The organism is Marinobacter lipolyticus SM19, from assembly GCF_000397065.2.
Classification (GTDB): Bacteria; Pseudomonadota; Gammaproteobacteria; order Pseudomonadales; family Oleiphilaceae; genus Marinobacter; species Marinobacter lipolyticus.
The window spans coordinates 14,005-35,605 of the sequence record NZ_KE007331.1 but is presented as its reverse complement, the minus strand read 5'-3'; the positions used below and the strand labels follow the sequence as shown (position 1 = coordinate 35,605).

The 21,601-nt window shown below is 56.0% G+C and carries 15 protein-coding genes; 6 read left to right on the top strand and 9 right to left on the bottom strand.

Going from position 1 to position 21,601, the window contains the following annotated elements; all coding sequences use genetic code 11:
* Positions 1 to 40: 40 nt before the first annotated feature.
* Both MARLIPOL_RS18080 and glnE read right to left on the bottom strand, forming a co-directional pair.
* A complete protein-coding gene (locus MARLIPOL_RS18080; RefSeq protein ID WP_012139810.1) occupies positions 41 to 967 on the bottom strand; it encodes a branched-chain amino acid transaminase in 927 nt (308 codons plus the stop codon).
* Between the two features lie 79 nt (positions 968 to 1,046).
* Complete coding sequence (gene glnE / locus MARLIPOL_RS18075; protein WP_036192476.1) at positions 1,047 to 3,947, bottom strand: bifunctional [glutamate--ammonia ligase]-adenylyl-L-tyrosine phosphorylase/[glutamate--ammonia-ligase] adenylyltransferase; 2,901 nt, start codon at positions 3,945 to 3,947, stop codon at positions 1,047 to 1,049.
* Positions 3,948 to 4,026: 79 nt separating this feature from the next.
* On the opposite strand from glnE, the gene MARLIPOL_RS18070 reads away from it, so the two are divergent.
* The gene (locus MARLIPOL_RS18070) at positions 4,027 to 5,178 is read left to right on the top strand and encodes a potassium channel family protein (RefSeq protein WP_012139808.1); all 1,152 of its coding nucleotides are present in this window, start codon (positions 4,027 to 4,029) and stop codon (positions 5,176 to 5,178) included.
* Here MARLIPOL_RS18070 and MARLIPOL_RS18065 read toward each other — a convergent pair.
* The 5 genes from MARLIPOL_RS18065 to typA form a co-directional block, all read right to left on the bottom strand.
* Positions 5,175 to 6,035, bottom strand: a complete 861-nt coding sequence (locus MARLIPOL_RS18065; RefSeq protein ID WP_012139807.1) for a CYTH domain-containing protein — start codon at positions 6,033 to 6,035, stop codon at positions 5,175 to 5,177. The genes MARLIPOL_RS18070 and MARLIPOL_RS18065 overlap by 4 nt on opposite strands.
* 95 nt (positions 6,036 to 6,130) lie before the next feature.
* On the bottom strand, positions 6,131 to 7,114 hold the full coding sequence (locus tag MARLIPOL_RS18060; protein ID WP_012139806.1) for a porin: 984 nt from the start codon (positions 7,112 to 7,114) through the stop codon (positions 6,131 to 6,133).
* A 506-nt stretch (positions 7,115 to 7,620) separates the two neighbouring features.
* Complete coding sequence (dtd, locus tag MARLIPOL_RS18055) at positions 7,621 to 8,076, bottom strand: D-aminoacyl-tRNA deacylase (RefSeq protein WP_012139805.1); 456 nt, start codon at positions 8,074 to 8,076, stop codon at positions 7,621 to 7,623.
* 79 nt (positions 8,077 to 8,155) lie between these two features.
* Positions 8,156 to 9,118 carry a prolyl aminopeptidase gene (gene pip, locus MARLIPOL_RS18050; protein WP_012139804.1) on the bottom strand — a complete coding sequence of 321 codons (963 nt, stop codon included), beginning with the start codon at positions 9,116 to 9,118 and terminating at the stop codon, positions 8,156 to 8,158.
* 101 nt (positions 9,119 to 9,219) lie between these two features.
* A complete protein-coding gene (gene typA, locus MARLIPOL_RS18045; RefSeq protein WP_012139803.1) occupies positions 9,220 to 11,031 on the bottom strand; it encodes a translational GTPase TypA in 1,812 nt (603 codons plus the stop codon).
* A gap of 555 nt (positions 11,032 to 11,586) precedes the next feature.
* On the opposite strand from typA, the gene glnA reads away from it, so the two are divergent.
* The 4 genes from glnA to ntrC all read left to right on the top strand — a co-directional run bounded on the left by glnA (position 11,587) and on the right by ntrC (position 16,480).
* A complete protein-coding gene (gene glnA, locus MARLIPOL_RS18040) occupies positions 11,587 to 12,990 on the top strand; it encodes a glutamate--ammonia ligase (protein ID WP_012139802.1) in 1,404 nt (467 codons plus the stop codon).
* Positions 12,991 to 13,175: 185 nt separating this feature from the next.
* Complete coding sequence (locus MARLIPOL_RS18035) at positions 13,176 to 13,700, top strand: DUF4124 domain-containing protein (protein ID WP_012139801.1); 525 nt, start codon at positions 13,176 to 13,178, stop codon at positions 13,698 to 13,700.
* A 261-nt stretch (positions 13,701 to 13,961) separates the two neighbouring features.
* A complete protein-coding gene (gene glnL / locus MARLIPOL_RS18030; protein ID WP_036192486.1) occupies positions 13,962 to 15,056 on the top strand; it encodes a nitrogen regulation protein NR(II) in 1,095 nt (364 codons plus the stop codon).
* A complete protein-coding gene (gene ntrC, locus MARLIPOL_RS18025; protein ID WP_012139798.1) occupies positions 15,053 to 16,480 on the top strand; it encodes a nitrogen regulation protein NR(I) in 1,428 nt (475 codons plus the stop codon). The genes glnL and ntrC overlap by 4 nt, the downstream gene beginning before the upstream one ends.
* 78 nt (positions 16,481 to 16,558) lie before the next feature.
* Here the strand turns inward: ntrC and ssb are convergent, their stop codons facing one another.
* On the bottom strand, positions 16,559 to 17,089 hold the full coding sequence (ssb, locus tag MARLIPOL_RS18020; protein WP_012139796.1) for a single-stranded DNA-binding protein: 531 nt from the start codon (positions 17,087 to 17,089) through the stop codon (positions 16,559 to 16,561).
* 58 nt (positions 17,090 to 17,147) lie between these two features.
* Positions 17,148 to 18,518, bottom strand: coding sequence for an MFS transporter (locus MARLIPOL_RS18015; protein ID WP_036192485.1), 1,371 nt, complete (start codon positions 18,516 to 18,518; stop codon positions 17,148 to 17,150).
* A gap of 179 nt (positions 18,519 to 18,697) precedes the next feature.
* On the opposite strand from MARLIPOL_RS18015, the gene uvrA reads away from it, so the two are divergent.
* A complete protein-coding gene (gene uvrA / locus MARLIPOL_RS18010; RefSeq protein WP_012139794.1) occupies positions 18,698 to 21,520 on the top strand; it encodes an excinuclease ABC subunit UvrA in 2,823 nt (940 codons plus the stop codon).
* Positions 21,521 to 21,601 lie beyond the last annotated feature (81 nt).

The window sequence follows — 21,601 nt, the reverse complement described above, 5'->3', positions numbered from 1 at the left end:
GGGCTGTAACAGTCAACGGCGGCTTACGAACGTTTCGGGATCAGCCCTTTACGTGAGTCAGCCAACCGCTGTGCCCGGGCGACTTACCCTTAACCGCATCGAAATACATCGCCTGCAGCTTTTCGGTGACCGGACCGCGCTTGCCAGCGCCAATGACACGGCCATCCAGTTCACGGATCGGCAGCACTTCAGCGGCCGTACCAGTAAAGAAGGCTTCATCAGCGATGTACACCTCGTCACGGGTGATGCGGCGCTCTTTCACCGGAATGCTCAGCTCGCGAGCGAACTCCAGAATGGTCGCACGGGTAATGCCTTCCAGGCAGGACGTCAGTTCCGGGGTGTGTAGTACGCCGTCACGCATGATGAAAATATTTTCGCCCGAACCTTCCGCCACATAGCCTTCATTGTCCAGCAACAGCGCTTCCTCGCAACCGCTTGCGATGGCTTCGTTCAGCGCCAGCATAGAGTTGATGTAGTTGCCGTTGGCTTTCGCCTTGCACATGGTGATATTGACGTGATGGCGAGTATAGGAGGACGTGCGCACCTTGATCCCCATCTCCTTGGCTTCCGGAGACATGTAAGACGGCCAACTCCAGGCGGCAACCATCACATGCACCTGAAGATTATCAGCGCGCAGCCCCATACCTTCTGACCCCAGGAATACCATCGGGCGCAGGTAGGCTTCGTCCAGGTTGTTGTCGCGAACGGCCGCGCACTGGGCTTCGTTCAGCTGTTCCTTGGTGAACGGCATTTTCATGTTCAGGATATGGGCAGAACGGAACAGCCGGTCGGTGTGTTCCTTCAGACGGAAAATCGCCGGGCCGTTGGCGGTGTTATAAGCACGCACACCTTCGAAACACCCCAGACCATAATGCAGGGTGTGGGTCAGCACGTGAGTTTTGGCTTCCCGCCAGGGAACCATTTCACCATCCAGCCAGATCAGGCCATCGCGATCAGCCATCGACATTGTATCTGCTCCATAACAAGCGGTTTTCGGGAAAACGGCATTCTAGCAGGAAAATTCCGTGGAACCGAAGCGTCGTAGACTAATCTATCATCACCGCCTGCCACATGCCGCTTATATACGCGCGCTCCTCCGGAAATGCGTCACCCTCAACCTGGCTGTTCAGATTCTGTAATGCCCTGCGATGAATCGTCGAGCGCAGGGTGATATAGGACTCGCGAAGCTTCCCAGCATCCTCCATATCGATTACCCCGACGCGACCGAGTTCTTCCAATTGCCGGATGTTATCAGACCATTGGGTCAGCTCCGGGTGGTCAGAGCAGTAAGCCAACATGAGATACTGGACCATGAACTCGATGTCCACGATGCCGCCGTTGTCGTGTTTGATATGGAAGGTCTCATTACGCTGACCTTCTGGTGTTCCCAGACTGGCACGCATTTTTTCACGCATATCCACCACTTCCGTGCGCAAACTGCCCCGATCCCGACGCTGACACAACAGATCGTGCCGCAGGGTTTCGAAGTCCGCCAGCGTGGTCCTGCACCCGGCAACACCGCGCGCCCTGGCGAGGGCCTGGTGTTCCCACGTCCAGGCGTCGTTGCGCTGATACTTTTCAAAAGCTGGCAGGGTGCTGACCAGAAGCCCGGAGTTACCGGATGGACGCAGGCGCATATCGACTTCGTACAGCTGACCAGATGGCGTCTGGGTGCTGAGAATGTGCACAATCCGCTGACCAAGCCTGGTGTAGAAAATGGCGTTATCAATAGGCCTGTCCCCGTCACTGGCCAGTTCCGGATCCGCATTGTGCACGAACACCAGATCCAGATCCGAGGTATAGCCCAGCTCAATGCCACCGAGCTTGCCGTAGCCGATGATGGCGAAATCGGTATCACAGGCGGATCCGTCGGCCCGGCGGGGATAGCCGTGACGGCTGACAAGGTTGGCGAAGGCCACATCAACCACATGATCCAATACCACCTCGGCTATCCAGGTCAGGTAGTCACTCACCTTCATCAGCGGCAGTGTACCCTTCAACTCTGACGCGGCAACCCGCAGGATATGCGCTTTCTTGAAATGTCGCAGGGATTCCATCTGCTCTTCCAGATCCTCAAACGGAATCCGCAGCATTTGCTGGCGAAGGTCGTCCTGAAGCTCTTCCTTGGCGGGTGGATGATACAGGCTCTCGGCATTCAGCAACTCGTCAAGCAACAGAGGTGTTTCCGCCAGCTGCCGGGCGATCCAGGGGCTTTCACTGCACAGCTTGACCAGCTGGGTTCGTGCGCCCGGGTTCTCCAACAACAGAACCATGTAAGCAGTACGCCGCAGAATGGCTTCGACGAGTTGCAATACCCGGGCCAGCGTTTGCGACGGTTCATCCACCTGGGTCAAGGCCTCCAGCAGCACCGGCATGAACTGGTTCAGGCGTTTCCGGCCCTGGGTCTGCATCACCTGGATGGTACGGCTGTCACGCAAATTGCACAGCAGTTCATAACTGTCCACCGGGTCTTCAAAGCCATGTTCCTCCAGCCATTGCCTGGAGGCTTCCCCATCCATTTCAGCCAACCAGACTTCGTGCCAACCTTCCTCAAGGGCGCCGGCTTCCTGCTCTTCTTCCTCGGTGGCAATGATATCGGCGAAATGCCGGGCAACGCGCTCCCGATGGGCCTCAAGCTCCTGAACACACGCCTCCCAGTTTTCAAAACCCATAATCAGGGCAACACGTGCCTGTGTCAGCTCATCATCCGGCAGCAATTGAGTCTGCTTGTCTTCAACGCCCTGCAGGGCGTGCTCCAGGTCACGAAGGAACACGTAAGCGTCACGCAACTCCCGGACCACATGAGAAGGCAGCAACTCCAGCGCTTCCAGTTCCTTGAGGATCACCAGCAATTCACGCTGCTGAAGCTCCCGGTCACGACCACCCCGGATCAGTTGGAATGCCTGCACCACAAACTCGATTTCACGAATACCACCACTGCCCAGCTTAATGTTGTTCTCAAGCCCCTTACGGCGAACTTCGCGGCCAATCATGGCTTTCATGCTGCGCAGGGACTCGAAGGCACTGAAATCCACGTACTTGCGATACACAAACGGCCGCAGGCTTTCCATCAGCACCTGCCCCGCACGCTCATCACCCGCCACAACCCGTGCTTTGACCATGGCGTAGCGCTCCCAATCACGCCCCTGGTCCTGATAGTAGGTTTCCAGTGCAGCGAAACTCAACGCCAGAGCACCACTCTGTCCATAAGGTCGCAGGCGCATGTCAACGCGGAAGACAAAGCCATCCGCCGTGATCTGATCCAGTGCCTGAATCAGTCGCTGCCCAAGGCGGATAAAAAATTGCTGGTTATCGATGGAACGAGGACCACCCCGGGTTTCCCCCTTGCCGGGGAAGGCAAAGATCAGGTCGATATCGGAGGAGACATTCAGCTCGCGACCACCCAACTTGCCCATGCCTAACACCACCATGGACTGGGGAGCCTCCTCTCCTGTCACCGGGTCCGCCCCCCAGGGTGTGCCCGACTGTTCACAAGTATCTTCATAGAGCCAGTCCAGCGCCCCCTGAATACAGGTCTCGGCAAACCCGCTGGTTGCTGCCATGGTTTCATGGAGATCGGCCCAGCGCATCAGGTCACGCCAGATAATGCGAAACTGGCTTTCACGGCGGAATCGACGCAGCGCAGCATGCAAGGAAAGCTCGTCAGACACGTCTGTAAGATATTCTTGCCAGCGTTGCTTCAGGTAGTCCGGGGTTGTTGGCTCGCGGAGCGAACGGGACAAAACCAGCGCCTCAACCTGCTCCGGGTGCCGCTCCAGGGTCTGCTTCAGAAACACACTGCGTGCTATGGCGTTTGCTACATCGTCTTCTGAAAGACCTTCCGACGCCGTCATCCAGGGAGCATGCCCATCGCCAATCGCCGACGACCAACATGCAGCGACATCACCGGCAAGCATTTTCGGAAGCGTGCTCCATGGCTCGGACATAATGCAAACCCCTGTATCTCTGTTATATTCCCACTACTGTATAACGAACTGTCACCCGACTGAACCGTCCAGGCCCTTAATGCTCAGAAACCGCCGCCCGCTCAACCCGGAACATCAATTTGCGCACCTCCCGATTTCCGGCATCATCCGTTCTCGCATCAAGCGGCTGTTTGCCATTCTTGGCGCTCTTCTGGTGTTTCAGGTCATGGTCATCTGGACCGTGGAAAACCTCACCCTGTTCGAGTCCTTCTGGCTGACCATGACCACCCTAGTTACCGTGGGCTATGGGGACCTTTCCCCGGAAACGGTCATTGGGCGGATCAGCACCGTTATCGTCATGTTTATCAGCGCCATCACCATAATGACGCTGATCGTCAGTGACTTCATCGAGTACCGGTTTTATCGCCGGGAACGCATCGTAACCGGACGCTGGGTATACAAAATGAAAGACCACATCGTAATCATCAACACTCCACGAAACGGCGGCGAACAATACTTTATGCGGTTCGCCTCTCAGATACGTGCGATTCCCGAATACGAAACGGTGCCCATCCTCATCTTGACACGCCAATTCCCAAGCGGATTGCCACCCGAACTTGCGGACGTCGGCCTGGTCCATTTTCATGGTTCTGGCAGCGACCCCGAGGCGCTGAAGGCCGCCCATGCCGGAAGTGCCCGCCACATTGTCGTGTTGGCCGCCGATGAGGCAGACCCGGCTTCCGACAGCCTGACGTTTGATATCGCCCATCGCCTGACTGAGGCCAATCTGGGCAACCGAACAACAGTGGAATGTGTGAGTGACCGAAACCGACAGAGGTTTAAAACGGTGGGTGTCAGGACCATTATCCGGCCAGTCCGCACCTATCCGGAAATCATGGTTCGTGCGATCGTGGCTCCCGGTTCGGAGAAAGTGCTGGAAGACATGTTCAATTACCAGAACGACCATCCTCACCGGTACGACCTGAAGCTTGATAACCTGAACTGGGCCGATATTGTCAGCGCCCTGGTCCGCCACGGTATAGGCACCGCACTGGCTTACATCGACAATGACGACGAGGTGAACTGCCACCCGCCCACGGATGAAATCATTGAAGGTAAGGGATTGATCGTGCTTGTAAAATCACATGACACCCCTAGCGTCCAGGTGGTGGAGGAGGCCCTTGACCGTTTCCGGATGTTCCTTGAGAAGTGGCATGATGCCCAAAAGGAACAGGCAGCCCCCACTCATTAACCCGCCGCGATGCTCAACTGCAACTGGCCGAGCGCCCTGCGCTCGGCAATGCGCTCTACCGCCTCTCCAGACTCAAGGCTGGCGCGCACGTCATCAAACTGCGGCTGCGTACCACGATTATTCGCCAGCCGACCGACTTCCACCAGGTCGTCTGCATCCACGGATAATGCCTCACCTTTGAGCCAGGCCACGCTCAACCCATGAAGGAATCCTGAAAGAGACGGCACCTGCTCGTCATCTGCCGGAAGAACTGAAGGATCGTGCAGGCCTGCCAGGAAATAGCCCTGCTCCGCCTTACTGACCAGGTTCAAAAACACCGGAACCTCATCGGCCAAGGCGCGGGCCCACCGGACCAGATGCGACGCATCGCCGGCTTTCAGTTCAAACTCCACCTCATGCAATGGCCGCCTTTGCCCTCCGGCTTCTATATAACCGGCATCTACAGCCACCTCAATCACAGTTTCACCTTCTTCGATCATCACGATCTGACGCTCAAAGTTGGTTTCAAAAACCGGTTTCAGGTCTGCAAGGCTGATGTTTTCCCCCACCGGCGTATCAGCCAACAGACCAATATTCAGCTCTGTACCCATCAACGGCCACTCCCATTCCTGACGCCTGTGGGCGCCATCCACAAATTCGCCCTGGGTTTTGAGTGTCTGAATGAATTGATCTCCCGACTGTCGAACCCGCAAGGCAATGCGTTGTCGATTAAGGTCGGCATCCGGCGTATCGAAATACCGGTTCACCAGTTTTTTTCGCTTCCCTTCGATAGCACTGTCCTGCGACAACAACCATTTCAGGGCAGCCACCTGATTTACGGCAGACAGACTCAGCTTGATTTCCAGTTCTTCGGCCATAGCACGCCTCCATTGATTGGTTTCAGCATACATAAAAAAACCGGCGACCCGAAGGTCACCGGTTTTTGTAACTACTTGATTAGCTTGTTAGCTGATCAGAAGTAGTAGACTGCACCAACAGAGGCAATGGAACGCTCATCCGTGAAAGCAGTGTTACCGAGCTCATCTTCATACTCGTATACTTCATCACCACCACCCAGGTAGCCTTCGAAGTAAACGTACATGTGATCGGACACATTGTGCAGCGCTTGCAGAGTAATAGTATCGCGCTCAGTGTCGTCGGCATCGTCAGCTATACCCAGCTCATAAGACAGTGCGAACTGGTTCGCACCCATGGTGTAGATACCCATCAGGCCGTACAGGTCGCCAACATCCTTACGGTTATGATACTCACCAGTCAGGCGGAGGTTATCCAGGTTGTAGCTGGCGCGCAGACCGTAAGTGTTCTCGTTATTGCCATCGCTGGTGTCGTTGGAATCCATGGCTACCGCCAATTCCAGAGCGTCAACTTCGTACAGTGCGGCCAGCTGGTACGGGTAAGACTTGTCGGCACCGCCCTTGGTATCGCTGTCGCCGTTGAACTGGACAGCACCCAGCAGAGTCAGGCCGCCGAAGGACGGAGACATGTACTGGATCAGGTCGCCTTCACCAGTAGTGTAGTCCGGACCGATATTCAGAGTGGCCACTTCGTAGAACTGCGCAATCTCGTCAACAGCGCGCTCGTATGTGGAGTCATCGGAGCCTACCCACACCTGACCGAAGTCATCGCCTTTAACACCAATGTACGCTTCGTCCAGAGCATCGATACCGGAACTTCCGGACTTATCGTCGGCGTTGATGCCTTCCAGCTCGACCTTGAAAAAACCGGTGATGCCCGGCGCAATTTCGTGGTCGTGCTTGACGCCCAGGGTAGAACCGTTATCGAAATGGTTGATCTCGGAAGGACCACCATCGAAGTTGTCATGGGCAATAGCGTACTGAATGTTACCGTACACAGTCGGCAGGTTCGTGTCCTGTGCCAGCGCTGCGCCGGAGAAAGTTGCGGCTGCAACAGCAGATGCGATGAGCGTTTTTTTCATGTTGCGTCTTCCTTTATTGAGTTAACTCAGGTTTTAGCGACGGGTTCAGTTCCCGTTCTTTGGCCTTTTCCAGTCAGGCTGGATAAAGCCTTATTTTGTGTCGCCATGATGTCACTTTAATGACACACGGATAACATTTTTCATTTTATCAATGATCCGAGCTATCTCAGACCGTTGCAGCTCAATAAGTTACAGATATAAGTTAAAGCGCTGCATGATGCATGCTTTTTAATACAACAAACTCTTTTTTGCAAATGATTAATGTTGGCGTTTTAGTTCTTCTGAAGCCAACCAATGCAAACCACAGACCAGATCGGCCTGGCACCCTCGCTTCTTTAAACGAATCAATTTAAGGGCCAAAATAATAAATATTACTAATATTCAATATGTTATGCGGAAAAAAGCAAGCCAGGCAGAGAACACCCTTACTTAAACCACCTTCACTTCGCACTAATTAGGGTCGCACATTACAATCGAGCGCCATTATAGGGCGTGATCGTAGTTTTTCAGGAATTGCCTCCCACTTGTAGCATGAAGGTAACCGGCCCATCATTGACCAATGACACTTTCATGTCCGCGCCGAACTCGCCCCTTTCAACACAACCGCATTCAAGCATGGCCTGCGCAGCACTCAAAAAATCAAGGAATAGTCGTTCCGCCACTTCAGGCGCTGCGGCCGATGAAAACCCCGGTCGCGTACCGGAGCCGGTATCCGCTGCCAAAGTAAACTGGGGAACCACAAGGAGAGAGCCGCCCGTATCCTTCAGGCTTCGATTCATCCGTCCCTGATCATCGGGGAAAATGCGATAGTTCAGCACCTTTTTCGCCAGGCCCTGAACTTCCTTGATCCCGTCGCCACGCTCAACCCCCAAGAGAAGCAACAGGCCTTTCTGGATTTCAGCAACTTGTTGATTATCAACAGTAACACTGGCACTTGAAACGCGCTGGATGAGCCCTTTCATCAAACTCCCTGTGGAAGGACCATTAAGAATTTGCAAGAGTGTATCCATGGCACCGGAGGACCGCAACCCCCCACTCAGCTCATTCTGAAGCGCCGCGCACTTTTGCTGCCACTTCATCCACGCCACGCATCAATGCGTCAACAATGGCAGGCTCCGATGCGGAGTGGCCCGCATCGCGGATAATCCTCAGGTCGGCTTGTGGCCAGGCGGTGGCCAGCGCCATAGCGTTATCCAGCGGGCATACCATGTCATAACGCCCGTGAACAATGACACCAGGAATATCAGCAAGTCTGGGCGCATCGCGAACGATCTGGTCCACATCGAGAAAAGCATTATTCATAAAGTAGTGGCACTCGATCCTCGCCAATGCAATCGCAACATGGGGATGACCAAAGTGCTCAACCACTCTGGGGTTGGGGTGGAGAGTCGCACATCGCCCCTCCCAGATGGACCAAGCCTTGGCAGCCTGAATCTGTTCCAATTCGTTACAACTTGTAAGTCTTTGGTAATAGGCCTTCACCAGCCCCCCCCTTTCACTCTCGGGGATCGGTTCCAGGAAGTCCTGCCAGTAATCCGGAAAGACCCTGCTTGCACCTTCCTGGTAGAACCAGTGAATATCTCTGGGACGACAGAGAAAAATACCCCGGAGGACCAACCCGAGCACTCGCTCCGGATAGGCCTGGGCGTATACGAGGCTCAGTGTTGACCCCCAACTCCCCCCAAACAGCAGCCACTGATCAATTCCCAGAAACGTGCGCACGATCTCCATATCCTCCACCAGCTTATCCGTGCTGTTTCCCTCCAGCTCCGCAAGCGGGGTTGAGCGGCCCGCACCACGCTGGTCCATCAAAATGATCCGGTATCGCTCGGCATCGAAAAAACGGCGATGGTAATCCTCACACCCGCCACCCGGCCCACCATGAACAACCAGAACCGGCATACCCCTGGGGTTCCCGCTCTCTTCCACATACAACTCGTGGGGAGGATCAACGGCAATACGGTGCTGGGTATTCGGTTTTATTTCGGGGTAGAGAGTGAGCATGGAGGCGCTCCGACAAAAAGGGTGTATCCGGAGTTTAGCTGAAGTGAACAAAAAAGGGGCGACTCCCCACGGAGCCGCCCCTCTGTTTTACGTACCGCAGCTTACTTCTTGCCAGCGCGCTTTCGCTCATTTTCAGTAAGGAGCTTCTTGCGCAGACGGATTGACTTGGGCGTCACTTCCACCAGCTCATCATCATCGATGAACTCCAGCGCCTGCTCAAGCGTGAACTTGATCGGCGGGACCAGACCGATAACCTCGTCTTTTCCGGAAGCGCGCATGTTATCAAGCTTCTTACCCTTGGTCGGGTTGACAACCAGATCGTTATCGCGGCTATGAATACCGCACAGCTGGCCTTCATAGATTTCCTGACCGGGATCCAGGAACAGCTTGCCACGACTCTGCAGGGTTTCCAGAGAGTAGGTCAGCGCCGTACCGGTCGCCATAGACACAATCACGCCGTTCTGGCGACTGGTCACGTCGCCGCCCTTGATCGGGCCATAATGACTGAAGGTAGAGGTCAGAATGCCGGAACCGGACGTCAGGGTCAGGAACGAGTTGCGGAAACCGATCAGTCCGCGCGCCGGAATAGTGTACTCAAGACGCATACGCCCCTTGCCATCCGGGACCATGTTGGTCAGGTCGCCCTTACGCAAACCCATCTGGTCCATCAGAGCGCCCTGGTGCTGCTCCTCGATGTCGATAATGACGTTCTCGTATGGCTCCTGCTTCTCACCATCGATTTCCCGGATAACCACTTCCGGACGACCGACAGCGAGCTCGAAATTCTCACGGCGCATATTTTCGATCAGTACCGACAGATGCAGCTCACCACGACCGGATACCTTGAACTTGTCCGCTGAATCTCCCTCTTCGACACGCAGCGCGACGTTGTGAAGCAGTTCTTTCTCCAGACGCTCCTTGATGTTTCGGCTCGTGACAAACTTGCCTTCTTTGCCACAGAACGGCGAGTCGTTGACCTGGAAGGTCATGGAAACGGTTGGCTCATCCACTGTCAGCGGCGGCAAAGCCTCAACATTGGCAGGATCACAAAGAGTATCTGAAATGAACAGCGAATCCAGACCGCTCACACAGACAATATCGCCAGCCTGCGCTTCTTCGACTTCAACACGCTGCAAACCGGAGTGTCCCATGATCTTCAGAATGCGGCCCTGGCGCTTTTTGCCATCCGCGCCGATCGCGGCCACAGGCGAATTGGCCTTGATCTTGCCGCGCATGATGCGACCGATACCAATCACCCCCAGGAAGCTGCTGTAGTCCAGCTGGGAAATCTGCATCTGGAACGGCCCATCGAGATCAACGGACGGAGCCGGCACATGATCAACAATCGCCTGAAAAACGGCATCCATGTTGTCATCGAGATTTTCATGATCCATCCCGGCGATGCCGTTGAGGGCACTGGCGTAAACGATCGGGAAATCCAGCTGCTCATCGGTGGCGCCCAGGTTGTCGAACAGATCAAATACCTGATCCACCACCCAGTCCGGACGGGCGCCAGGACGGTCAATCTTGTTCACCACCACAATCGGATGCAGGCCGGCATCGAAAGCTTTTTGTGTCACGAAGCGGGTTTGCGGCATCGGGCCGTCGATGGAATCAACCACCAACAGCACACAATCAACCATACTCATCACCCGCTCTACTTCACCACCGAAGTCAGCGTGGCCCGGTGTGTCGACAATGTTGATATCGTAGTCGTTCCACTTCAGCGCCGTGTTCTTGGCCAGAATGGTGATACCACGTTCTTTTTCCTGATCGTTGGAATCCATAACGCGCTCGCTTTCGAGCTCTTTGCGCTCAAGCGTACCGGACTGACGCAGCAACTGGTCTACCAGGGTGGTTTTACCATGGTCAACGTGGGCGATGATGGCGATATTACGAAGTTTTTCAATCACAAAAATAATCCTGCGGCATGCACTCAATGACCTGAGAGGGTCATTCGCAGGGTAATCCCTGACATGCCGTCTCAAATCCGTAAAATGAATTCATTCACCAGAACCGGCTGGCCCGGCGCCCTGCATACCGTTCGGAATTTTTCATCCAAAAGTCGCAGGGTAAAAATGAGGTGGCGCGCAGTATATCGAAAAGTCCGTGTCGTTTATATGAAGAAAAACGCCTATTCCTTATAATACCCCATCGCACCAATTTAGGTCGCAATACTTCATAATGCACCATTATGACGCACCAAAGCAGTGCTGATTAACAGGGCACCGCTTGCTCAACGCGCCAAAAAAGTCCGTCGCCCTTGTGGTTGCGCTTTTCTGGCGCACACCATGTGAATTGGCAAGGCAATTGCTTTAGCCCTGTCAGCCGATTTTGCAGGTAAGAGGCCGCAGCTTTTGATAAGCTGCCTCAGCCTCAAAACAGATCGGAAGTCAGCGCTGCTGAACGATCCGGCACAACGAACATGAAATCACCCGCCCGGCGGGAAACACCATGGAGCATGCACAATGTCCAAGACAGTTGATTTGATCAAAGAACACGAAGTCAAATGGGTTGACCTGCGTTTCACGGACAGCCGCGGTAAAGAGCAGCACGTTACACTGCCTGCCACCGAAGTAGACGACGACTTTTTCACCGATGGCAAGATGTTCGATGGCTCATCAATTGCCGGCTGGAAGGGCATCAACGAATCCGACATGATCCTGATGCCAGATGACTCAACTTCGGTTCTGGACCCGTTCACCGAAGAAACCACCGTTAACATTACCTGCAACATTGTAGAGCCTTCTACCATGCAGGGTTATGAGCGTGATCCTCGCTCCGTCGCCAGCCGCGCGGAAGAATACCTGAAGTCCACCGGCATCGCCGATAGCGCCCTGTTCGGCCCCGAGCCGGAATTCTTCGTGTTCGATTCCGTGAAGTGGGAAGTCGACATGAAAGGCGCCAGCTACTCCATCCACTCCGAAGAAGCTGCCTGGGTATCCGGCGAAGACTTCGATCGCAACAACATCGGTCACCGTCCGGGCGTAAAAGGCGGCTATTTCCCGGTTCCGCCAGTCGACAGCCTGCACGACTTGCGTGGCGCCATGTGTGCGGCCATGGAATCCATGGGCCTGGATATTGAGGTTCACCACCACGAAGTCGGCACCGCCGGCCAGTGCGAAATCGGCGTTGGCGCCAACACTCTGGTCAACAAGGCCAACGAAGTACAGATCCTCAAGTACTGCGTTCACAACGTAGCCCACGCTTATGGCAAGACCGCTACATTCATGCCCAAGCCGGTCGTGGGTGACAACGGCTCCGGCATGCACGTGCACATGTCCCTGAGCAAGGACGGCAAAAACGTCTTCGCTGGTGACAGCTACGCAGGTCTGAGCGAATCTGCCTTGTACTACATCGGTGGCATCATCAAGCACGCCAAGGCTATCAACGCCTTCACCAACGCCTCCACCAACAGCTACAAGCGTCTGGTTCCCGGGTTTGAAGCTCCGGTCATGCTGGCCTACTCCGCTCGCAACCGCTCCGCTTCCATCCGTATCCCGTACGTAAACAGCCCGAAGGCACGTCGCATTGAGGTGCGCTTCCCGGACGCGTCCGCCAACCCATACCTGGCGTTCGCAGCCCTGATGATGGCCGGTCTCGACGGCATCCAGAACAAGATCCACCCTGGCGATGCCATGGACAAGGATCTGTACGATCTGCCGAAGGAAGAAGCACTGAACATCCCGAAGGTTGCAGAAACCCTCGCGGAAGCCCTGGACTGCCTGGAAGCTGACCACGAGTTCCTGACTCGCGGCGGCGTCTTCACCGAAGACATGATTGCAGGCTACATCGACCTGAAGCGCGGTGAAGTTGAGCGTCTGAACATGACCACTCACCCGGTTGAGTTCGACCTGTACTACTCCTGCTAAACGCAGACGCAACTGATCTCCGGATCACAGCGTGAAAAAGCCCCGCCCTGGCGGGGCTTTTTTGTGACATCCACCACAGTCCCCGTTGCCCTTAACGATATGTAACTGTTTGAACCCTCAACACCATTGAAAACACCTACCCCGCCATTGATAATCAAATCAGGCAATCACTATAGGCTACCGGAATGAACTTACGGCTTGGATTAATCTCTGGCATTCTCGTTTTCATCGCCGTCCCGACCATGGCAGAGGTCTACAGGAATGTAGACGCTCAAGGCAATGTCACCTACTCTGATGAACCCTCGGATGGCGCAGAGGAAGTCAAGGTCAAGCCAGTAACAACGATCACCCTCCCCAAGCCGGCGGACGTTCGAGAGCCGGACAAACTTCGTAAGGAAGTTGAAAAAGAAGGATCGGTTTACGACAGTGTCCGAATCCTGGCCCCCAAGAACGATGAAGCCTTTCACAGCGGAAGTGGTGACGTAGCATTCCGTGTCACCAGCGCTCCGGGCTTGAGAACAGGCCACCGCTATGAGATCACTCTGGATGGCCAGCCCGTGGGACAGACCACGTCGGATACCCTCACAGTACGCAACGTGTTTCGTGGCACCCACAATGCCGGAGTCCACATTATTGATGAAAAAGGTGTCCAGGTAAAAACCGGCGACTCGGTCCGCTTCACCATTCATCGCCCTTCCGTCAACAACTGACCCTCACGCCAATACGCTCTATTTTGGTGCGCTCGCACCACAAAAACGCCATACTCTGGTCAGCAACGGGGCGTTTTGGCCGAAACACCAGGTAACTTCTCCTACAAGTGCACTAAGCCTTAGCGCGCACGCTACCTATACAGCGCCGTGCCCGCTAAACGGGCACGCAACCTGGGCCAAACTCTCAAACTGGTTCACTTTTTGCAACACCATGGATACCTGTTTTTGCCCATCAACCGAGACAGCAGCATGGCACTCTCAATGGCAGCCCCACAAATCAAAGCCAACGGCTACAAAAACATACTGGACAGCCTGACCACGGCCATTCTGGTACTGGGAGATGGCCTGCGTATCGAGTATCTGAATCCAGCGGCTGAGAGTCTGTTTGAAACCAGCATTACCAGGAGCCAGGGCCTGCCTATCCGGGACATTCTGGCAGACTCCGAAGACGCGCTGACAACGCTGCACGCAGCGGCCGACAACGGGCATTCGTACACTCGCCGCGAGGCAGAGTTTGTACTGACCAGTGGTTCACGGCTCACGGTCGACTATTCTGTGTCCCCGATCAACCTCAGCCCGATTGAACTGCTAATCGAGATCCAGCCCCGGGACCGCTTGCTGCGCATCAGCCGGGAAGAAGACATCATTTCCCAACAGGAAACCACCCGTATACTGGTTCGCGGCATGGCCCACGAAATCAAGAACCCGTTGGGTGGGATCCGCGGCGCGGCACAGCTACTGGACAGGGAGCTGAGCGATGGAGATCAGCGGGAGTATACCCAGGTCATCATCGCCGAGGCCGATCGCCTGCGATCTCTCGTCGATCGGATGCTGGGACCCAACAAGGCTCTGAAGCTTGCCCCTACCAATGTTCACGAAGTACTGGAGCGGGTCAAGACCCTGCTGGAAGCCGAGAGCCGCGGTCGACTGACCTTCCGTCGCGATTATGACCCCAGTCTTCCGGAGTTCGCAGGTGATAAAGAGCAACTGATCCAGGCCTTTCTGAACATTGCCCGCAACGCAATGGAAGCAGCTTTCGAGAACCAGAGCGAGCATGCCGACGGAGAACCACCAACTATTACCTTCCGTACCCGGGCTCTTCGCCAGTTCACCATCGGCCATAAACGTCACCGCCTGGTGTGTCGGGTTGACGTGATAGATAACGGCCCCGGGATCCCGCCGGACCTGCTACAGAACATTTTCTATCCAATGATCAGCGGCCGTGCCAGCGGCACCGGCCTGGGCTTGTCCATCACACAAAGCATCATTGGACAACATCACGGGCTGGTTGAGTGCGAAAGCGAGCCCGGGAAAACCGATTTCATCATCTTCCTGCCTCTGGAGGACAATCAATGAGCCAACCGGCAAACGTCTGGATCATAGACGACGACCGTAGTATTCGCTGGGTGCTGGAACGCGCTCTGAACCAGGCCGGTATGCAACCCCGGGTCTTCGAAAACGGTGAAAGCATCATGATGCGGCTGGAACACGAACAGCCCGACGCCATCATCAGCGATATTCGAATGCCCGGTCTGGATGGCATCACTCTGCTTTCCCAGATCGTCGAGGTGCACCCTGACCTCCCGGTTATCATTATGACCGCCCACTCCGATCTGGAAAGTGCCGTCACCAGCTACCAGACCGGCGCCTTTGAGTACCTGCCCAAACCTTTCGACGTGGACGATGCGGTCGCTCTGGTGAAGCGCGCAGTAGCGCACAGCCACGAACGCCGGGCCACCTCGGAACCCCAGGCGGAAAGCACCCAGCGCAACACCGAGATTATCGGCGAAGCGCCAGCGATGCAGGAAGTATTCAGGGCCATCGGCCGCCTGTCCCACTCCAACATCACGGTACTGATCAATGGTGAAAGCGGTACCGGTAAAGAGCTGGTCGCCCAGGCACTACACAACCACAGCCCCAGGGCCAGCCACCCTTTTATCGCACTCAATATGGCGGCTATTCCCAAGGACCTGATTGAATCCGAACTGTTCGGTCACGAAAAGGGTGCATTCACCGGCGCCGGCGCAGCAAGACAGGGGCGCTTTGAACAGGCCAACGGTGGCACTCTGTTCCTTGATGAGATCGGCGACATGCCAGCCGACACCCAGACCCGACTTTTGCGTGTACTGGCAGACGGTGAGTTTTATCGGGTCGGTGGCACCACCCCGATCAAGGTTGATGTGCGCATCATCGCAGCAACACACCAGGATCTGGAAAAACTGGTCCAGGGCGGCTCCTTCCGGGAAGACCTGTTTCACCGCCTGAACGTCATCCGGGTGCATCTGCCCAAACTGGCCGAGCGCCGGGAAGATATTCCCAAATTGATGCAGCACTTCCTGAAACGGGCGGCAAAAGAACTGACAGTGGAGCCCAAGATTCTCAGGTCCGAAGCGGAGGAGTACCTCACTACCCTGCCCTGGCCTGGCAACGTTCGTCAATTGGAGAACACCTGTCGCTGGCTGACCGTCATGGCCAGTGGTCGCGAAATCCATATCGATGACCTGCCGCCCGAACTGCTCCATCAGGCGGAAACCCCGACCACAGGTCAGACCTGGCAGGAAGGCCTGCGCAATTGGGCGGAACAGGAGCTGAAACGCGGGCGCAAAGGCATCCTGGATACCGCAGTACCCGAATTCGAAAAAATCATGATCGAAACAGCACTCAAACACACCGGTGGAAGACGGCGGGATGCGTCCATTCTATTAGGCTGGGGAAGGAACACACTGACCAGGAAGATCAACGAGCTGGGAATGGATCACCCAGAAGGTGATGAAGATTAGAAATTAAGCTGACCGGGACCAGGAGTTTTATCCTGGCCCCGCTCCGACGACCTTAGTCGTCATGCCCGGAGTAATTCTTCAGAACGGAATATCGTCGTCAAAATCATCCACCGGCTCAGGCATGCCGCCCGGGGACGGCTGACTGTAACCGCCAGACTGCTGTTGCGGCTGGTTACCCTGATTGGCGGGCGGTGCATTATAATTTGACTGCTGTTGTTGGGGCCGTCCTGCGGGCGCGCCCTGGCTCATACCGCCTTCACCACCGCGGCTATCGAGCATCTGCATCTGGCCGTTGATATCCACCACCACTTCCGTGGTGTAACGGTCCTGGCCATCCTGTCCCTGCCATTTGCGAGTTTGTAGCTTGCCCTCAATATAGACCTTGGAGCCCTTGCGCAGGTACTGACCGGCCACTTCGGCGATCTTGCCGAACATAACAATGCGGTGCCATTCGGTCTTCGGCACCATCTGACCGGTTTGCCTGTCCTTATAACTTTCATCCGTGGCAAGGTTCAGGTTTACCACCGCATTGCCGTTGGGTGTGTAACGGGTCTCCGGGTCCTGCCCCAGATTGCCGATAAGAATGACCTTGTTTACGCCTCGTGCCATGATCTGCTCCTGACTCAGTTTTCAGGGATGACCCAACCTCCTTGCGGGCCTCCGGATTTCAAGAACTGCTACCCTGCCGGACAAACGGAAAGTCCGCAAGTAACCCCTCATCAAATAGTTGGCGATCCACCTTCAGGTAAGCGGTGTCCGCCTCTTCAAGGATCACCACATCCTGCACACCAGGAAGCTGACGAAAGGCATCGTCAATACTATCAAACTGGCTGTGCGCCACTTGCCGTAACTGTACCACGAAACTGGAGGTGTAACCCGGGGAAGGCATCGTCAACGCGACCAACAGCCACAACACCAGCACGGCAGCCATCAGCCACAACACCCCGCTGACGCCTACCAGCTCCAGCAACATGCCACCAATGGCACCACCAACAAACGCACCGAGAAACTGGGAAGTGGAATACACTCCCATGGCCGTCCCCTTGCTTGCCGCCGGTGATTCCTTGCTGATCAGCGAAGGCAGGGAGGCCTCAAGCAGGTTGAACGCCATGAAGAAGAAAAACAGCACCGCCCAGGCGGCAAACAGACTGACACTTCCCTGCGCCAGCCCCGCCGTCGCCATAGTTAACAGCCCAATAGCGCCGCACAGCACCGGCTTCATCTTGCGTCTCTTCTCGCCGATGATAATAAACGGCACCATGGCAAAGAATGACGTCACCATGACCGTCAAATAGAACCACCAGTGGGACGAGGATGGCAGACCCAACTGATCCTGCAACAGGGTCGGAAACACCAGGAAAATGGCTGTCAGTGCCAGATGGAGAGCAAAAATACCGAAGTCGAGACGCAGCAGGCGGCGATCTGACAGTACCCTGGTGAGCATAGCCTTCGCGGGCCGGGTATCCGCACTGATTTTGTGCTGATGCGGAGTGGGCACCAGACGCCAAACAATCAGCATCGCCACAAGCGCCAGCACAGCCGTCAGGTAAAACAAGCCTGACAGACCGAAGGCGGATCCGATCAGGGGACCAAGCACCAGGGAGACGGAAAACGACAATCCAATGGAAATCCCCACCGTTGCCATCGCCTTGGTCCGCTCCTCTTCTCGCGTCAGGTCACTGAGCAACGCCATCAACACACTGGCAATGGCACCCGCGCCCTGAAGGATCCGTCCGACAATAACAACGTATATGGAATCTGTTGATGCGGCCACCAGGCTGCCTGCGGCAAAAAGGATCAGCCCGATGTAGATCATGCGCTTGCGACCTACGCGATCCGACAGCAGACCAAAGGGAATCTGCAACAGGGCCTGGCTCAGACCGTAGGCACCGATAGCCAGCCCAATCAGAGCCGGCGTCGCGCCCTGCAGGTCATCGCCCAACAGGACAAACACCGGCATTACCATGAACAGGCCCAGCATCCGCATGGCATAAACCGATGCCAACGCCGCTACTGCTCGCCTTTCAAGTGCATTCATGGAGGAGCCTTTCATTAATTCGGTTTCTGGCGGACAGCCGCCTTTCCGGAAACCGCGCATTGTACCAGAACACGGTTCGTCACGGCACAGGGACAAACCGCATAGTCACTTACCATCACGGCTTTCGCCGGGCGGGGTATAACACGGTATAATCCCGTTTTTTCTTCGAGCGAGGTGTTATGGATCATATCCAGATCAAAGGGGCGCGGACCCACAACCTGAAGAACATCGACCTGGATATGCCGAGGGACAAGCTGATCGTAATTACCGGCCTGTCCGGCTCCGGTAAATCGTCCCTTGCCTTCGACACGCTTTATGCGGAGGGACAACGCCGCTATGTGGAGTCCCTCTCCACCTACGCACGCCAGTTCCTCTCAATGATGGAAAAGCCAGATGTGGACCACATTGAGGGTCTGTCGCCGGCAATTTCCATTGAGCAGAAATCCACCTCCCACAACCCCCGTTCCACCGTGGGCACCATCACCGAGATTTACGATTATCTGCGATTACTGTTCGCCCGCGCGGGCGAACCCCGCTGTCCCGACCACGGCCAGCCCCTGGAGGCCCAGACCGTCAGCCAGATGGTCGACCAGGTTCTGGCAATGCCCGAGGACAGCAAGCTGATGATCCTTGCCCCGGTTATCCGCGATCGCAAGGGCGAACACCTCCATGTCGTGGAGACCATGCGCAGCCAGGGCTTCATCAGACTGCGCATCGACGGCACCGTGTATGACATCGATGACCTGCCGACACTGGACAAAAAACGCAAACACCAGATCGACGTGGTCGTTGACCGCTTCAAGGTAAAGCCCGGCCTGGAACAACGTCTGGCGGAAAGCTTCGAAACCGCACTGGCTCTGGCCGATGGCATTGCACTGGTTGCACCCATGAGCGGCGAAGGCGAAGAGCATACGTTCTCTGCACGCTATGCCTGCACCCTGTGCGGCTATTCCCTCAGCGAACTGGAGCCCCGACTTTTTTCCTTCAACAATCCGGCCGGCGCCTGTCCGACCTGTGACGGCCTGGGCGTGAAACAATTTTTCGACCCCGAGAAAATCGTCCAACATCCTGAGGCCAATCTGGCGGCGGGCGCCATCAAGGGCTGGGATCGACGCGCGGTCTATTATTTCCAGATGCTCACCAGCGTCGCCGAACACTATGACGTCGACATGGAAACGCCGTGGGTGGATTTACCCGAGGATTTCCGCCAGACGCTGCTATACGGATCAGGTACCGAGGATATCCCCTTCCGCTACGTAAATTCCCGCGGCCACATCATGGAAAAGGCCCATCCGTTTGAAGGCATCCTGCCCAACCTTGAGCGCCGCTACCGGGAAACCGAATCCCAGAGCATGCGGGAGGAGCTCGCCCGCAACCTGAGCACGCAACCCTGCAAGGACTGTCACGGCTCACGACTGCGGCGTGGTGCGCGCCATGTGTTCGTCGAAAACCACAATATTTCCGACGTGACTCACCTTCCTGTGGGCGAGGCTCACGACTACTTCGAAACCCTGGCCCTGCCTGGTCGAAAGGGCGAAATCGCCGAAAAGATCCTCAAGGAAGTCCGTCAGCGGCTACAGTTCCTGGTTAACGTCGGCCTGGAATACCTCACGCTGGAACGCAGCGCCGATACCCTGTCCGGCGGCGAAGCCCAACGTATACGCCTGGCCAGCCAGATTGGCGCGGGCCTGGTCGGTGTGATGTACATCCTCGATGAGCCATCTATTGGCCTACATCAACGAGACAACGATCGCCTGCTGGCCACACTCACCCACCTCCGGGACCTCGGCAATACTGTGATCGTCGTGGAGCATGACGAAGACGCCATTCGTGCAGCCGACCATGTGATCGACATTGGACCCGGCGCCGGCGTTCACGGCGGCGAAATCATTGCCCAGGGAACCCCCGAGGACATCATTGCCAACAAGAATTCCCTCACCGGGCAATACCTGAATGGCACCCGCGAGATTGCCATCCCCCCAACCAGAAATACCGGAAGCGGCAAGCAGCTTATCCTCTCGGGCGCCAGCGGTAACAACCTGCAGAACGTCACGCTTAGCATTCCACTCGGCATCATGACGTGCATAACCGGCGTGTCCGGTTCCGGTAAGTCCACCCTGATCAACGGGACACTTTACCCGGTGGCCGCCGCCAAGCTGAACAAGGCGACCAGCCTGACTCACGCCCCCTATGAGAAGCTCAAGGGGCTGGATAACCTGGACAAAGTCATCGATATCGACCAGAGCCCGATCGGTCGCACACCACGCTCAAACCCGGCCACCTATACCGGACTGTTCACGCCAATCCGGGAACTCTTTGCCGGCACCCAGGAAGCACGCTCCCGCGGCTATAAACCCGGCCGCTTCAGCTTTAACGTCAAGGGCGGCCGCTGCGAGGCCTGCCAGGGCGACGGGGTGATTAAAGTCGAGATGCATTTCCTCCCGGACGTGTACGTACCCTGCGACGTCTGTAAGGGCAAGCGCTACAACCGGGAAACACTGGAAGTTCGCTACAAGGGCAAGAACGTCCACGAAGTGCTGGAAATGACCGTCGAGGAAGGCCGGGAATTCTTTGACCCGGTCCCCTTCATTGCCCGCAAGCTACAGACCCTGATCGATGTTGGGCTTTCCTACATCCGCCTGGGCCAGAGCGCAGTCACCCTGTCCGGCGGCGAAGCCCAGCGGGTCAAACTGGCGAAAGAACTGTCCAAGCGGGACACCGGCAAAACGCTCTACATCCTCGACGAGCCCACCACAGGTCTCCATTTCTACGACATCCAACAGCTGCTGAACGTGCTGCAACGCCTGCGCGACCACGGCAACACCATCGTAGTGATCGAACACAACCTGGACGTCATCAAGACAGCAGACTGGATTGTCGATCTTGGCCCAGAAGGTGGCTCTGGCGGCGGCCAGATCATCGCTGAAGGTACTCCCGAACAGGTCGCCCAGAACGCAAGATCCCACACGGGACACTATATGAAACCTATGCTAGAGAAATAAAAGAGGCCATATCTGTATAGCCCCGACGGGGCTGGGGCGGGATGTCTTTTCTGACGGAACAAAGGTGTCTGAGCGCAGCGA

Excerpts from the sequence above, each read along its gene's own strand:
- MARLIPOL_RS18065 (WP_012139807.1), bottom strand. The coding sequence starts at position 6,035 with ATGGCCGAAGAACTGGAAATCAAGCTGAGTCTGTCTGCCGTAAATCAG.
- dtd (WP_012139805.1), bottom strand. The coding sequence starts at position 8,076 with ATGAAAGGGCTCATCCAGCGCGTTTCAAGTGCCAGTGTTACTGTTGAT.
- pip (WP_012139804.1), bottom strand. The coding sequence starts at position 9,118 with ATGCTCACTCTCTACCCCGAAATAAAACCGAATACCCAGCACCGTATT.
- glnL (WP_036192486.1), top strand. The coding sequence starts at position 13,962 with ATGGCAGCCCCACAAATCAAAGCCAACGGCTACAAAAACATACTGGAC.
- MARLIPOL_RS18035 (WP_012139801.1), top strand. The coding sequence starts at position 13,176 with ATGAACTTACGGCTTGGATTAATCTCTGGCATTCTCGTTTTCATCGCC.
- ntrC (WP_012139798.1), top strand. The coding sequence starts at position 15,053 with ATGAGCCAACCGGCAAACGTCTGGATCATAGACGACGACCGTAGTATT.
- glnA (WP_012139802.1), top strand. The coding sequence starts at position 11,587 with ATGTCCAAGACAGTTGATTTGATCAAAGAACACGAAGTCAAATGGGTT.
- MARLIPOL_RS18070 (WP_012139808.1), top strand. The coding sequence starts at position 4,027 with ATGCTCAGAAACCGCCGCCCGCTCAACCCGGAACATCAATTTGCGCAC.
- glnE (WP_036192476.1), bottom strand. The coding sequence starts at position 3,947 with ATGTCCGAGCCATGGAGCACGCTTCCGAAAATGCTTGCCGGTGATGTC.
- MARLIPOL_RS18080 (WP_012139810.1), bottom strand. The coding sequence starts at position 967 with ATGTCGATGGCTGATCGCGATGGCCTGATCTGGCTGGATGGTGAAATG.
- ssb (WP_012139796.1), bottom strand. The coding sequence starts at position 17,089 with ATGGCACGAGGCGTAAACAAGGTCATTCTTATCGGCAATCTGGGGCAG.
- uvrA (WP_012139794.1), top strand. The coding sequence starts at position 18,698 with ATGGATCATATCCAGATCAAAGGGGCGCGGACCCACAACCTGAAGAAC.
- MARLIPOL_RS18060 (WP_012139806.1), bottom strand. The coding sequence starts at position 7,114 with ATGAAAAAAACGCTCATCGCATCTGCTGTTGCAGCCGCAACTTTCTCC.
- MARLIPOL_RS18015 (WP_036192485.1), bottom strand. The coding sequence starts at position 18,518 with ATGAATGCACTTGAAAGGCGAGCAGTAGCGGCGTTGGCATCGGTTTAT.